This window comes from Pseudomonas sp. HP_12 (assembly GCF_055283955.1).
Genome location: NZ_JBTOQG010000012.1, coordinates 217,099 through 230,870, shown reverse-complemented (window position 1 = coordinate 230,870; position 13,772 = coordinate 217,099). Strand labels below are relative to the sequence as shown.

The 13,772-nt window shown below is 61.1% G+C and carries 10 protein-coding genes, 4 tRNA genes and 1 pseudogene; 8 read left to right on the top strand and 7 right to left on the bottom strand.

Going from position 1 to position 13,772, the window contains the following annotated elements; genetic code table 11:
* Positions 1–11 precede the first annotated feature (11 nt).
* Entirely contained in the window at positions 12–2,330 is a 2,319-nt protein-coding gene (locus tag ACYASU_RS11030) for a hybrid sensor histidine kinase/response regulator (protein ID WP_463582813.1), read from the bottom strand.
* Between the two features lie 86 nt (positions 2,331–2,416).
* On the opposite strand from ACYASU_RS11030, the gene ACYASU_RS11025 reads away from it, so the two are divergent.
* Both ACYASU_RS11025 and ACYASU_RS11020 read left to right on the top strand, forming a co-directional pair.
* Entirely contained in the window at positions 2,417–3,310 is an 894-nt protein-coding gene (locus ACYASU_RS11025) for an ATP-binding protein (RefSeq protein ID WP_282367379.1), read from the top strand.
* Complete coding sequence (locus ACYASU_RS11020) at positions 3,307–3,789, top strand: GAF domain-containing protein (protein ID WP_282367377.1); 483 nt, start codon at positions 3,307–3,309, stop codon at positions 3,787–3,789. Before ACYASU_RS11025 ends, ACYASU_RS11020 begins: the two co-directional genes overlap by 4 nt.
* A gap of 48 nt (positions 3,790–3,837) precedes the next feature.
* On the opposite strand, the gene ACYASU_RS11015 is transcribed toward ACYASU_RS11020, so the two are convergent.
* Positions 3,838–4,611: a hypothetical protein gene (locus ACYASU_RS11015; protein ID WP_192172765.1), complete on the bottom strand. Its 774-nt coding sequence runs from the start codon at positions 4,609–4,611 to the stop codon at positions 3,838–3,840.
* Positions 4,612–4,875: 264 nt separating this feature from the next.
* Here ACYASU_RS11015 and ACYASU_RS11010 point away from each other — a divergent pair.
* The 4 genes from ACYASU_RS11010 to ACYASU_RS10995 all read left to right on the top strand — a co-directional run bounded on the left by ACYASU_RS11010 (position 4,876) and on the right by ACYASU_RS10995 (position 5,287).
* Positions 4,876–4,951 (top strand) — tRNA-Glu (locus tag ACYASU_RS11010).
* 2 nt (positions 4,952–4,953) lie between these two features.
* Positions 4,954–5,029: transfer RNA gene (locus ACYASU_RS11005), tRNA-Gly, on the top strand.
* Between the two features lie 103 nt (positions 5,030–5,132).
* Positions 5,133–5,208: transfer RNA gene (locus ACYASU_RS11000), tRNA-Glu, on the top strand.
* 3 nt (positions 5,209–5,211) lie between these two features.
* Positions 5,212–5,287: transfer RNA gene (locus ACYASU_RS10995), tRNA-Gly, on the top strand.
* Between the two features lie 138 nt (positions 5,288–5,425).
* Here the strand turns inward: ACYASU_RS10995 and ACYASU_RS10990 are convergent.
* Both ACYASU_RS10990 and ACYASU_RS10985 read right to left on the bottom strand, forming a co-directional pair.
* Complete coding sequence (locus ACYASU_RS10990) at positions 5,426–5,782, bottom strand: type II toxin-antitoxin system RelE/ParE family toxin (protein ID WP_463582812.1); 357 nt, start codon at positions 5,780–5,782, stop codon at positions 5,426–5,428.
* Between the two features lie 2 nt (positions 5,783–5,784).
* The gene (locus tag ACYASU_RS10985) at positions 5,785–6,075 is read right to left on the bottom strand and encodes a type II toxin-antitoxin system ParD family antitoxin (RefSeq protein ID WP_192172763.1); all 291 of its coding nucleotides are present in this window, start codon (positions 6,073–6,075) and stop codon (positions 5,785–5,787) included.
* 314 nt (positions 6,076–6,389) lie between these two features.
* Here ACYASU_RS10985 and ACYASU_RS10980 point away from each other — a divergent pair.
* Positions 6,390–7,392, top strand: a pseudogene (locus tag ACYASU_RS10980) (ABC transporter substrate-binding protein).
* A gap of 48 nt (positions 7,393–7,440) precedes the next feature.
* Positions 7,441–9,729, top strand: a complete 2,289-nt coding sequence (locus ACYASU_RS10975) for a molybdopterin guanine dinucleotide-containing S/N-oxide reductase (protein ID WP_463582811.1) — start codon at positions 7,441–7,443, stop codon at positions 9,727–9,729.
* Between the two features lie 120 nt (positions 9,730–9,849).
* Here ACYASU_RS10975 and ACYASU_RS10970 read toward each other — a convergent pair whose 3' ends face one another.
* From ACYASU_RS10970 to ACYASU_RS10960, 3 genes are read right to left on the bottom strand one after another with little or no spacing between them, the layout of a single operon-like run.
* The gene (locus ACYASU_RS10970) at positions 9,850–11,037 is read right to left on the bottom strand and encodes an acyl-CoA dehydrogenase family protein (RefSeq protein WP_463582810.1); all 1,188 of its coding nucleotides are present in this window, start codon (positions 11,035–11,037) and stop codon (positions 9,850–9,852) included.
* Positions 11,034–12,404 (bottom strand): LLM class flavin-dependent oxidoreductase, encoded by a 1,371-nt coding sequence (locus tag ACYASU_RS10965; protein WP_463582809.1) that lies wholly within the window; start codon positions 12,402–12,404, stop codon positions 11,034–11,036. Before ACYASU_RS10965 ends, ACYASU_RS10970 begins: the two co-directional genes overlap by 4 nt.
* Positions 12,405–12,428: 24 nt before the next feature.
* A complete protein-coding gene (locus ACYASU_RS10960; protein ID WP_463582808.1) occupies positions 12,429–13,451 on the bottom strand; it encodes an ABC transporter substrate-binding protein in 1,023 nt (340 codons plus the stop codon).
* Between the last annotated feature and the right edge of the window lie 321 nt (positions 13,452–13,772).

Here is a 13,772-nt window from a genome sequence, read left to right as displayed (position 1 = left end):
CGAAGCACCCTTTAATGCGGCTGTTCCACGGGGATCCACTGATCCAGCAACGCCATCAATTCCTCGCGACGAAACGGCTTGGCCAAGTAGTCGCTCATGCCCGCGGCCTTGCAGTGTTCGCGTTCTTCCGGCATCGCGTTGGCCGTTAGCGCGATGATCGGCAGATCCGACCAGCGCCCGATTTCCCGGATTCGGCGGGTGGCGTCATAGCCGTTCATCACCGGCATGTTGCAGTCCATCAGCACCAGATCGAAGTGGTCCTGCTCGAGTTGCTGCAGCGCCTCGGCGCCATTGCTGCTGATGACCACATCGCAGCCGAGCTTGCCGAGCATGCCCTTCGCCACCAGTTGATTAACCGGGTTGTCCTCCACCAGCAAAATACGCGCCCGATGGGTGGGTGAGGGGCCACCCTGTTCGTGGCTGATACCTGCCTGACCGTCGGCATCCAGAATGCGCTCAAGGCTTTGATGCAGGACGTTGCGCGGCAACGGCCGCGCCTGCTGCTGCAGCGGTGCCAGGATCGCAACCTGCTCGCCGGGCATGAAATTGCCGTACGCCGTCACCAGCAACACCGGCACCGTGCACGCTTCGCGGATCGCCACCAGGCATTGCGGGCAATCGGTGATAAGGAGGTCTGCGTCGGCGTCGGGTGGCGCGCCTTCTGCCAGCGGCTGACAGGTAACGCCCCATTCCGGCAGCAGTCCGCTGAGCATTTCCAGCAAACCGCTGCCTGTGTCGCTGGCCACCAGTACCTTGCCCTTCAGCAACGGCCATTGCAGCGGGGGCGTTTGTGCCGGCAGCGGCAGGTCCACACGAAAGCGGCTGCCGACGCCGACAGCGGACTCGATACTCAATTGCCCGTTCATGGCATCGGTCAGGTTGTGGGTCAGGGTCAGGCCCAGGCCGGTTCCGCCGTACTGCCGGGTGATCGCGGCTTCGGCCTGGGTAAACGGCTGGAAGATTTTCGCCTGAGCGTCCTGCGCGATGCCGATGCCGGTGTCGCAGACCTCGATGCGCACGTGGTCGCCGTGCTGACTGAGGCGCACGTCCACGCGGCCGGCGCGGGTGAACTTCAGCGCGTTCGAGAGCAGATTGCTGACGATCTGCCGCACCCGGGTCGGGTCACCCAGCACGGACGCCGGAAAGCGCGGGTCGATCAGGCAGGTCAGCTCGACATTCGGCGCCGCGTTTTGCGACAGCAGGCTGGCGGTGTCTTCGATCAAGGCGGCGAGATCGAACGGAATGCGCTCAAGCTCTACCTGGCCGGCGTCGAATTTCGACAGGTCGAGAATGTCGTTGAGCAGTTCGACCAGCACTTTGCCCGAGTCGTGGGCGATGGACAGCTGCTGGCGCTGTTCTGCACTCAGCGGGCCATCGAGGGACAGCGCCAGCATACCCAACAAGCCATTGAGCGGCGTGCGGATTTCATGGCTCATGTGGGCCAGAAACGCCGAGCGCGCGTGGGCCATGTCCAGCGCGGTACTGCGCGCGATCTGCAGTTCTTCGTTGGACTGACTGAGCCGGGCGTTGCTGGCTTCGAGCTGATTGGTGCGCGCGGAGACGATGTCTTCCAGCTCGTTGAGATGATCGGTGAGCCGGTTTTCCGCCTCCCGCCGCCGCGCGAACTCACTGGCCACGCTCTCGAACTGCCGATTGGTGACCGCCACCAGCACGCCGATTTCGTCTTGCTCATGGCCGCGCGGGCAGGGCACTGGCGGCTGAACGGGGCTGCGCGGATCCCGTTCGGACAGTGCACGGATCATGCCCGTCAGCGGTTTGGTGAGGGTGAAGTAAAACAGCGCCAGCAACAGGCCGGCCAGCACCAGGCTGCGCACGAAGCCGTTGACCAGTGTAATCACGGCCCGCTGCAGGAAATGGCTGCCGAAGGCGAAGGTGTCGACGTCCAGGTGCAAGGTGCCGATCGACTCGTCAGGCATGTGGTCCAGATGCAGCATGTCTTCGAACTGCCGACTCCCGCCGAACAGGAAATCACTGACCATCCGGTAAGCGCTGTTCGCCAAGGGTCGAGACACGGCAGCGAGCTGAACGTTGTTGTTATCGGTCAGCCGCGCGCCGACCACGGCCGGGGAGTGCAGCAGGCCGAGGGTCAGCTCTTGCGCCAGTTCTGCGTCCAGGTTGTACGCAATACGCGAGGCGGGGTTGTGGCTGATTTGCAGCAAGGAGCGAATTTCACGATCGATGGACGCGTCTTCGCTGGCATAATCGAGGGCAATTTGAAACAGGCTGAGCAGCGTGCCCAATACAAAGCCGATCAGCACAGTCAAACGGGCCTGTTTGAATGACAGCCGGTGGGTGATCGGTATATCCATAAAGGCACTGTCACTTCTTGTGTCCGTCGCATGGCAAGCATAGCTGATCGCGGCCGGGCGTTAACCCGTTAAATCAAGGAGAAACCGTGGATTCTCGATTGAACGCATTTCTGGAACGCGCCGAGTCGGTACTGGCGCGTCTCGAACCTCTGTTGCCGGCGGTGCGTCAGCCCGTCGATTGGGAGACGACGCTGGCCGCGCGCTGGGTGCACGAAGGCCGCGGCGGTTACCTGATGCCGCTGGAAGTCACGCTGGACATGCGCCTGTCCGACCTCATCGGCGTCGACCGCCAGCGCGAGCAACTGGGCCGCAATACCCAGCAGTTTATCGACGGCCTGCCTGCCAACCATGCGCTGCTCTGGGGATCCCGTGGCACGGGCAAGTCGTCGCTGGTCCGCGCCTTGCTGGCCGAGCACGCCAAAGCCGGCCTGCGCCTGATCGAGATCGAGCGCGATCATCTGGGCGATCTGCCGCGTGTGGTCGAGCAACTGCAGAAGTTGCCCCAGCGCTTCGTACTGTTCTGCGATGACCTGTCGTTCGAATCCGGTGAAGGCGACTACCGGGTGCTCAAAAGCGTGCTCGACGGTTCGCTGGAGCAAGCGCCGGACAACGTCCTGCTGTACGCCACGTCCAACCGCCGTCATCTGGTGCCGGAGAAGGAGAGCGATAACGCTCACTGGCAGCGTGGTGACGACGGCGAGATTCACCCGAGCGAAGCGGTCGAGGACAAAATTGCGTTGTCGGACCGTTTCGGCCTCTGGCTTTCGTTCTATCCCTTCACCCAGGAGCATTTCCTGGATGTGGTGGAACACTGGATTGGCGAACTGGCGACCAAGGCCGGCCTGCAATGGCAACGCGATGAAGCGCTTGAGATCCACGCCGTGCGCTGGGCGACCGGCCGTGGCAACCGCAACGGTCGTTGCGCGTATCAGTTCGCCCGTTATTGGGTAGGTTTGAAAATGCTGGAGCAAGACGCATGATCGATTTGAATTCCGCAGGGGAGGGCCTTGATGGCTACCGCCTGCTGGCTGCACAACTGGAATCCCTGCTGGCCGACGAGCGCGACTTCATCGCCAACGCGGCGCAGTTTTCGGCCTTCCTTTATAGCCAGCTCGACGACTTGAACTGGGCAGGCTTCTACCTCAATCGCAACGAAGAGCTGGTGCTGGGTCCGTTCCAGGGCCAGATCGCCTGTGTGCGCATTCCGTTCGGCAAGGGCGTCTGCGGCACGGCGGCACAGAGCCGCGAAACCCAGCGCGTGCACGATGTCCATGAGTTTCCCGGACACATCGCCTGCGACAGTGCTTCCAATAGCGAGGTGGTGGTGCCTTTGATAAAGGACGGAAAGCTGATTGGCGTTCTGGATCTGGACAGCCCGAGTGTCGGACGCTTCAGCGAGGAAGATCAGGCGGGGATTGAGCGGCTGGCGGCGATTTTCCTGGAATCAACCGATTGCTGAGATGAGGTCCTGACGCACCGTGTTGCGCGGGGCGTCAGGCATCAGCCATCAGTCGTAGATAGCTTTCTTTTTCCACTCGGCGTCGGCGTCCACGACCTTCAAGCCTTCGGTCAGCTCGTTATTGTCGTCTTCAGTCGGTGCGATGGTGTCCAGCACCATGGAGTTGGCCTTGGCCAGTTGCCGTTCCATGGCCTGCAAGTGGGCTTTCCACGGCGCGGGCTCAGGCTGATTTTTCAGGTATTGAACGCCACGCTCGAAGGCCAGACGGGCTTGGCCAGGCTGCTCCTGACTCATCGCGTGCTGGCCCAGGTTGTTGAAGAACTCGATGTGCAGCAGCACCAGCAAATTGCGGATCTCGCGAATCCAGTGCTTGGCTTCAGCCGTTTGCAGGAAACCATCGTGGGCCGCTCGCGTGACCTGGCCGTGCATGGCTTCTAACAGAAAGCGCACGTCCTTGGCCTTGGCTTCGGTCTGAATCGGGCTCGCCGGGTTGCTGACCGTGATCGCGTCACCCTGGGCCACCAGCGCTTCCAGTTCAGCCTGGCGTTCCTGAAGGTTCGGGTTGTTCCTTTTTTCCAGAGCGAGCAGGCGCTTGACCACGTTCAGCTCCAGGCGCACCAGCAGCAGCTTGAGCGCCGGTGTCATCAGCTGACCGGGGAAGGTTTCCGACAGCTCGCTGCAGCGACGCAACCGATCATTGAGCTCGACCATGCTTCGCGCGCGCTCGACCTTTTTGCCTTCTGCGACATGATTCAGATAGCCCACCGCAATGAGGAGCACGATGCCTGCTACAACCAAGAAGGTGATAAAGAGTGGTGTCACCGCACAAGCCTCAGTCAAGTAATTTGCGCGAGTGTAGTGGCTATCCACTATCGCGGGAAGGTGGTCCTGTCACTCCGCCTGATATTCCCCATGGCGGCTGACACGTGTGTATCGGCCGTTCATTGCCTAAATAGAGGGCGAAGTCATTGATTTGAATATATTTTCACTGAGGGGTTGACGACCCCTATATCCATCCATAGAATGCGCGCCACTTGCAGCGTAAAGCACACAGCAGAGCGTAGCAGGGAGTGAATGTTGTAGCGTGTCCCCTTCGTCTAGTGGCCTAGGACACCGCCCTTTCACGGCGGTAACAGGGGTTCGAGTCCCCTAGGGGACGCCATTGCGGGAATAGCTCAGTTGGTAGAGCACGACCTTGCCAAGGTCGGGGTCGCGAGTTCGAGTCTCGTTTCCCGCTCCATTTTTAAGCAGCTTTGCTTTCGGGCGAAGTTGAGTGAAACCAGAAAGCGTCTTCGGATGTGTTTCTGGAACTGGAACACAACACCATGGTGTTTCCAGGCTGTGTCCCCTTCGTCTAGTGGCCTAGGACACCGCCCTTTCACGGCGGTAACAGGGGTTCGAGTCCCCTAGGGGACGCCATTTGCGGGAATAGCTCAGTTGGTAGAGCACGACCTTGCCAAGGTCGGGGTCGCGAGTTCGAGTCTCGTTTCCCGCTCCAAATTCTCAAAAACGCCGCTCAACAGAGCGGCGTTTTTGTTTGTCCGGGATTTGAAGAAAATAAGCTCTCTTAAAGTGGCGCAGGCAGCGTCCTCATTTTCGGCGAGTGAGCAAGTGCGCAGCTTTGGCGGGCAGTGGATCAGGCTCGTGGCACATGCAACTCCACTTCCATAGCGTCATGAAGCAGCCTGACGACCTCAATTGCTTCGTCTTTAGCCACACGATACAACACGAGATGTCTCGGGCTTTTGACTGGACCATGGATGTGCCTGGCATGCTGGCGAGCGTAAGTGAGGTGGAAGCTGCGAAGACCCGGTGCAAGTTCATCCCGCTGACAGCTGCCGATGCGGTGGGGCGCGTTAGCGATGAGCTGCAGCGCTTCAAGGATCAGCGCTTGATAGCGTTGTCGTGCTTGGTCGCCAAACTGCGCCTCAGAGTGCTTGAGAGTGTCGATGATGTCGGCGCGCGCTGCGCTGGATATACGATAGTGCGACATGCTCAGTTCTTCGCGCGTGTGGCGACATTTGCCTCAACGCTCAAATCTTCGAGGTACTGCTTGAGGTCGCCTTCGTAGAGTTCGGTGAAGCGACCCTGCTCAAGGTCCATCAAGCCGATCGAGGTGGCTTGGCGAAGGGCCTCAACTTTTGCCGTATCTTCAGCGATTCGCTGTTCCAGCAGCCGCAGTCCTTCGCGCATTACTTCGCTGGCATTTTGGTACCGCCCGGATTGGACCAGTTCGTGAATTACCTGTTCCTGATGCGTGGTCAGTACAACGTTACGCGTAGCCATAGTCCGCTCCAGGTTGAGAAATGTGAGCTCATTGAATGTTGGCATACTATGCCATTGGCCCGTATTCGCCTAGTTCGGGATGATGGGCGAGCGATGCAATACGTACCTCTTCAAGCAAAATCGTTAGGTTTATCAAGCTCACGCACTTTCGCGGTTTCCTGCACCTTCCGCATATTTACATATAACTATATTGAATTTAATTAATATAACCTTCGATGCTATGGTTCTGATCCCTGACGCTGCTTCACCCGGCGCAGGCCCAAGAATCGGCTACCGCACAGGCGGACCGGCGTTCATTTCATGATCCGGTTCCGATGGAGCCTCCCCGGAGATTGCCTGTGTCGATCAAATCCCTTCTGTTGCGTCCTGTGTTATCCCTTCTTCTATTCACCAGCTCACTCAGCGCGGTGCATGCCGCAGAACTGGTGGTGGGCGATCAAAGCTATGGCGCCCGAACCGTCATGGAAGCCGCTGGCGTTCTCAACGATTTGCCCTACACGCTGGAATGGAAGCAGTTCACCGCCGGCTCGCCCGTCGCGGAAGCGCTGAATGCCGGCAGTCTCGACGTCGGCTTGCTGGGTGATGCGCCGGTGTTGTTTCTCGGCGCGTTGGGGGGCGCCCATCAAGGTGATTGGCGTTTCACGGCAGAACCTGGCGGGGGTGGCGATCGTGGTGGGCAAGGATTCGCCGATCAAATCGGTGGCCGACCTTAAAGGCAAGCGGGTGGCGATCTGGAAGGGTTCGTGGAGCCAGCAATTGATGCTGACTGCGCTGGACAAGGCCGGCATCGCGCGGGATGCGGTGGAGTATCGATATTTGAGTGCGCTGGACGCTTCCCATGCTCTGGACGGTGGTTCGGTTGACGCCATCGCCACGTGGGATCCCTACGTGATTCAGCAGGAGCGCCAGGGCGGGCGGGTGATCACCACCGCGCAAAACCTGATCCCGGCGCAGAGCTTTGTCGTCGCCAATGACCGCTCGATCAAAGACAAGCGCCCGGAAATCACCGACTTCCTCCAGCGCCTGCAAAAAGCTCGGGCCTGGTCGGTCGCCAACAAGCAGAACACCGACACGTACGCTAATGCGTGGGCGGTCCTGTCCAAGGCCGATCCCGCGGTGGCGCGGGGCTGGTTCGAGCGTTCGGCGACGGTGGTGCTGCCGATTTCACCCCAGGTCATTACCCAGGCGCAGCAGACCATCGACTTTTTCAACGCTGCGGGGCTGACGAAGTCCTATCCGGCTGGCACTGTGTTCGACGACTCCTTTGCCGCTGCGCTTGACGCCGGGGCTGACGCGTCGGCACAAGCGGCGCGTTGATCGATCACGGCAGTCACCGCACAGGCCCACTTGCTGGAGCATTGACCCATGAGTTTCACCTCGTTGCATTGGGGCGCTTACCGTCCGCGGGTTGTTGACGGACGGCTTCAGGCCATGGATCCGGTGGAGTGGGACGCGGACCCTTCGCCGATTGGTTCGTCTATTCCCGGGGCAATCGACTCGGCCACGCGTATCCGTCGGCCGGCCGTGCGCCGCAGTTTTCTCGAGCGCTTCGACGATCATCCGGCCCTGCGCAACCCGCACTTGCGCGGCCACGAAGCCTTCGTCGAGGTGCCGTGGGATGTTGCGCTGGATCTGGTCGCCACCGAGTTGTCGCGGGTAAAGAGTGAGCATGGCAACAAAGCGATATTCGGCGGCAGTTACGGCTGGGGCAGCGCGGGGCGGTTTCATCATGCGCAAAGCCAGTTGCACCGTTTCCTCAACAGCTGCGGCGGCTACGTCTACAGCGTCGACAGTTACAGCCTCGGCGCCGGCCGGGTGCTGATGCCGCACATCGTCGGCAACATGGACTGGCTGCTGGCGGCCCACACCTCCTGGCAGAATCTGGCGGAGCATTGCGAGCTGTTCGTCGCGTTTGGCGGGTTGCCGTTGAAGAACGCGCAATGCAGCCCCGGGGGTGCCAGCGATCATCTGGTCAGCAACGGCATTCGCAGGATGTCGGACGCTGGCGTGCAGTTCGTCAATGTCAGCCCGTTGCGTGACGATTTAACCGGACCGCAGCGCAATGAATGGCTTGCCGTGCGGCCCGGCACCGACACCGCGCTGATGATGGCGCTGTGCTGGGTGCTGGTGGACGAAGGACTGCACAACGTAGATTTTCTGCGTCGTTATACGGTGGGGCATGAGCGCTTCATCGAATATGTGCTCGGCGCGGTAGATGGCGTGGCGAAGACGCCGGAGTGGGCGGCAGCGCTGACGGATATTCCGGCGCAACGGATCGTCAGCCTGGCGCGGGAGATGGCCGGCAAGCGCACGATGATCAACGTCGCCTATTCGCTGCAGCGGGCACAGTTTGGCGAGCAACCGTTCTGGATGACCGTGACGTTGGCGGCGATGCTTGGTCAGATCGGTCTGCCCGGCGGCGGCTTCGGGCTGGGTTATGGCTGCATGAACAACACCGGCAGCGGGCGCAAGGCGTTTTCCGGGCCGCGCTTTTCCCAGGGCGTGAACCCGGTCAAGGATTTCATTCCGGTGGCGCGGGTCACTGACATGCTGCTCAATCCCGGCGAGGCGTTCGATTACAACGGCAAGGGTTATCACTACCCGGACGTCCGACTGGTGTACTGGGCCGGCGGCAACATTTTTCATCATCACCAGGACATCAATCGACTGCTGCAGGGCTGGCAGCGTCCGGAAACCATCATCGTTCACGAGCAGTTCTGGACCGCTCAGGCCAAACACGCGGACATTGTGCTGCCTGCGACCACTGCGCTGGAGCGTGATGACATCGGTAGCGCGGCGTCCGACCGCTTCATGATCGCCATGCACAAGGTGATCGAGCCGGTGGGGGAGGCGCGGGACGATTATGCGATCTTCGCCGGGCTGTCCCGTCGGCTCGACTGCGAGCAGGTGTTTACTGAGGGCCGTGATGCCGGGCAATGGCTGCGCTTGCTGTATGAAGAGTCGCGACCACGTGCCGGAAGCTTTGCCATCGAGCTGCCGGATTTTGAGGAGTTCTGGCGCAAGGGCGTGTTCGAAGTGGATTACCCGGCAGACGATACTGTGCTGCTCAAGGCCTTTCAGGATGATCCCCAGGGGAATCCGCTGCAGACGCCGTCGGGCAGGATCGAGATTTTCAGTGAGACGATCGCAGGCTTTGGCTATGCCGACTGCCCCGGCCATCCCGTTTGGCTGGACAAACCCGCCCAGCCGCTCCCCCTGCATCTACTGTCGAACCAGCCGAAGACGCGCCTGCACAGTCAGTATGACCACGGCGCGTACAGCCAGTCCTCGAAAATTCAGGGGCGGGAGCCGTTGACGATCAACCGGCAGGACGCCTTGGCGCGCGGGATTGCCGAGGGGGATGTGGTCAGGGTGTTCAACGATCGAGGTGCTTTTCTGGCCGGGGTGATTGTGTCCGACGACATTCGCCCGGGCGTGGTACAGATCGCCACGGGGGCCTGGTTTGATCCGCTGGTGAAGGGTCAGCCGAACAGCCTGGAGAAGCACGGCAACCCGAATGTGCTGACTGAAGACATTGGGTCTTCGAGTCTGTCTCAGGGCTGCTCGGCGCAGACAGTGACGGTTGACGTTGAAAAGTGGCACGGCGAAGTACCGCCGATCACCGCGTTCGAGCCGCCTGAAATGCTGGCTTGATCGGCGAACGTAGGACTGGCTTTAGCCGGGAAGACGTTGGACATGACGCTGCAAGATTGAGGGTGTCGCAACTGGCCTCTTCCCGGCTGAAGCCGGTCCTACTGTGGAATGCGGCGCTACTTACTGCCTGACTGCTCGCCCGGCAAACACGGCCTTGCCCACCCCCTGCAACACCACGTCATTCTGTGGCGTGTGCACTCGGCCGCAGACGACGTTGCGGTAATGCCGTTGCAGCGGGTTACTGCGGGACAGGCCGGGGTTGCCGGTGGCTTCAATCGCCAGTTCAACCGCGCGAATGGCGTTGCTGGTCACCAGGTATTTGATCTGCGCCCCATGACTGGCCGGCGTCAGCCCATGAGTCGCCGATTCCAGCAGTGTCCGGTTGGCGAACAACAAGGTGTCGATATGGCCGAGTACTTCTTGAAAGCGCGGCAACGTCGACAGCGAGGTCCCCAGGTTGGACGGCGTGCGCTGCTCCAGAAAATTCACCAGCCAGTCCCGCGCCGATTGCGCAATGCCGTCGTACACCGAAGACAACAACACCGACATCCACAGCAACCCTGTTGCATCCAATTCAGGCTGCGGCGAACTCGCCGGGCTGGTGTTGACCCTATGATCCAGCGGCACCAGCACGTCGTCGAAAATCACCTCGTGGCTGGAGGTCGCGCGCATGCCCAAATGATCCCAGTCCTCGATGATGCTCACGCCCGGGCTGTCCTTGCGCACCAGCCACACCCCGACCAGCGGATCCGCGTCATCGCTGCGCGCCCAAACGTTAAACCAGGTCAGGCCGTGGCTCCCCGTCGAGTAAATCTTCCGACCGCTGATCCGCCAGCCTTCCGCCGTCCTGCGCGCAATCGTCGCCGGCAGCCCGCCGCGAGAAGGCGAGCCCAAGTCCGGCTCGACCCGCAGCGCGTTGATCAGCGCACCTTTATGCACCGCGTCCAGCGCGACCCGTCGGTATAAATGCTCGGGCCAGTTTTTGACCTCCCGAATGCGTGCGTGCTGGATGTACTGCATCACCAGAATCAGCGCAGTGGAGGGCTCGCCGCGCGCCACCGCGCTGATCACTTGCTGTGCCCGCTTAAGATCCGCATCACCGCCCCCCAGCGCGCCTTCGACCGTCAGCCCGAGCAGACCTTGCTCGTGCAGCAAACGGAAATTCTCGTGTGGGAATTCAGCCGTTTCATCGTAGTGCTGCGCGGTCTCGGCCAGCCGCTCGGTGATCCCCTGCAAACGCGCCACAAAGGCCGCCTCGGTCTCGGCATCAGCTGAAGCATCAGGCTGCCGATTCAATCCTGCGCTCATGCCGGGACCTGCGATTTTTCAGCGTCCGTGACCTTCGCAGCCGCTGCCAACCGCGCGGCGGTATGACGATTGACGGGAAACTCCAGACCAAAGTGTTCGCGCAGGGTCGAGCCGGTGTAATCACTGCGTTGCAGGCCGCGTTGCTGCAGGACCGGAATCACCAACTCGGTGAAGTATTTCAGCCCATCAGGCAACAGCGAATTGATGATGAAGCCATCACTGGCGCCGTTCTCGAACCAGTGCTGAATCTGGTCGGCGACCTGTTCGGGCGTGCCGACGAACTCGCGGCGGGGGCGGGAGAAATCCAGCGCAACCTGACGCAGGGTCAGGTTCTGCTCCCTGGCCTGCTGCTTGATCCGATCCGAACCGCCTTTCTGGCTGTTGGCGCCGAGATCGCCCAGGTCCGGAAACGGCGCATCCAGCGGGTATTGGCGGAAGTCGTGATCGTTGAACGGCCGGCCCAGCGCAACGATAGCGTCTTCGATGCTCACCAGTTCCACCGCTTGCTGATAACGCTGCTCAACCTCTTCGGCGTCGCGACCCAAGATCGGGCGAATGCCCGGCAAAATCGACAGGTCATCCGGGTTGCGCCCAAAGCCGACCGCGCGGCGCTTGAGGTCGGCGTAATACGCTTGAGTCTCTTCCAGGGACTCGGCGTGGACGAAAATCGCATCGGAATACTCTGCAGCGAAGTTGCGCCCGTCCTCGGAAGTCCCTGCCTGAAACAGCACCGGCTGACCCTGGCGTGAGCGGGCGATGTTCAGCGGGCCTTTGACCTGAAAGAAGTCGCCCGCGTGGTTCAAGGCGTGCAGCTTGCTGCGGTCGAAAAACTCACCCGTCTGCTTGTTGCGGGTGAAGGCGTCGTCCTCCCAGGAATCCCACAGCCCTTTGACCGCCGACACGTGCTCCCTGGCAATGCGATAGCGCACGGCGTGGGGCGGATGCTCGCTCTTGCTGAAGTTTTCGGCGGTGCCGCTGAGCCATGAGGTGACGACGTTCCAGCCGGCGCGGCCGCCGCTGATGTGGTCCAGGGAAGAGATCTGCCGCGCCACTTGAAAGGGTTCGGTGTAGCTGACGGTCACGGTGGCCACCAGGCCGATCTTTGATGTCGTCGCCGCCAGCGCCGAGAGAATGGTCAGTGGCTCGAAACGGTTGAGGTAGTGCGGGCTGGAGTTCGCGTGGATGTGCAGGCTGTCGGCGATGAACACGAAGTCGAATTTCGCGTCTTCAGCCAGTCGGGCCTGGCCTTTATACCAGTCGACGTTGGTGCTGGCGTCGGCCTGTGCGTCCGGGTGGCGCCACTCGCCCCAACCGTGGCCTACGCCGTGAACCATGGCACCGAATTTGAGTTGACGAGGCTTGCTCATGATGTGTGCTCCTGAGTCGAGCGCTTAGCGCGCAGCTTGGGGATTGTTTTGGTGGGCGGCTTGCTCGGCTGATTGCTCGGCGGCCAGGCGGATGGCGTTGAAATGCGCATCGAAGACGTGGGACACGTCGACGTGCTTATTCAGGATGCCTTCGCGCTGGTAGATGTCCGCCGTGTTCTGCAAGCCCTTGATGACGCCGTCTTCGATGCTCACGCGTTCCATTTTGGTGTCCTGGTTGACCGCCAGGTGCACGGCCAGTGGCAGCCCGGTGACTTTGGTCTGGGCGGCGGCGTATTCGGCGGGATGGGCGTTGGCCCAGCGGTAGGCGCGGTCGAGGCGCACCACGAAGTCGTCCAGTTGCACGCGCTTGTCGGCGATGGCCTTGCTGGTCGCAGCGAGGTAGGAATGATTGGTCAGCAAGTCCGGGTCGTTGGGCAGAATGCGCGCGCCGTTCTGCGTGGCAACGGTGGTGTAGGGCGCCCAGGTGGCCCAGGCGTCAGCATCGCCGTTGTCGAGGATCAGCCGCGACTCGCTGGGCAGCAGGTAGACGAAATTCACGTCGCTGGTCTTCAGTCCTGCTTCGTTCAGCGCGCGGATGGCCAGGTAATGGCCGATGGAGCCGCGCCCGGTGACGATGCGCTTGCCCTTGAGGTCGGCAACCGACTTGATCGGCGAGTCGTTGCGTACGATCAATGCGGTGGTGTAGCGGCCGCTGACGTGGGTGATGCTGATGACCTTCAACGCGGCACCCGCGCCCAGCGCAAAGACATACGGCGCGTCGCCCAGTGCGCCAACGTCAACGGCCCCTGCGTTCAGTGCTTCGCCCAATGGCGACGCCGAAGGGAATTCGGAGAACTTGATCTCGTAGGGCACGTCCTTGAGCTCGCCGGACACCTCCAGCAGCACCTTCAGCGCGGACTTCTGGTTAGCGACGAGCAGCGGCTGGAGTGGCTGGGCGGCCTGTGTGATTTGGCTGAATGAGAATGCGAGCAGTGCGCCGAGTATCACGTGTCGGACGCGGAGCAGGGGAGTGAAAGGGGCGGACATGGTGCGTGTCTCCAGGCGTGGATGTGGATTCTCGGCCTCCGCCTGGAGAAGGGGTCGGCAAGGGGATTGACCTTAAGCCTATAAGAAACGGAATAGAAGTATCTTTTGGTTATATGCTAATTATGTATTTGTGTGATGATGTAGATCATAATTATTAAATTAATGCATAACTAATTTTGGGGCGATGCTTTTTGTGCAGGAGCGGTTGCCCACGAGGTGGCGGGCACACGCGCTGAATCTTCAGCGGCTGGAACACCATCTCTGTATACACGCTCACTTCCACAGGGGCTGGCGTCGTCCGCGCGACGGGGGCCAGCCGTC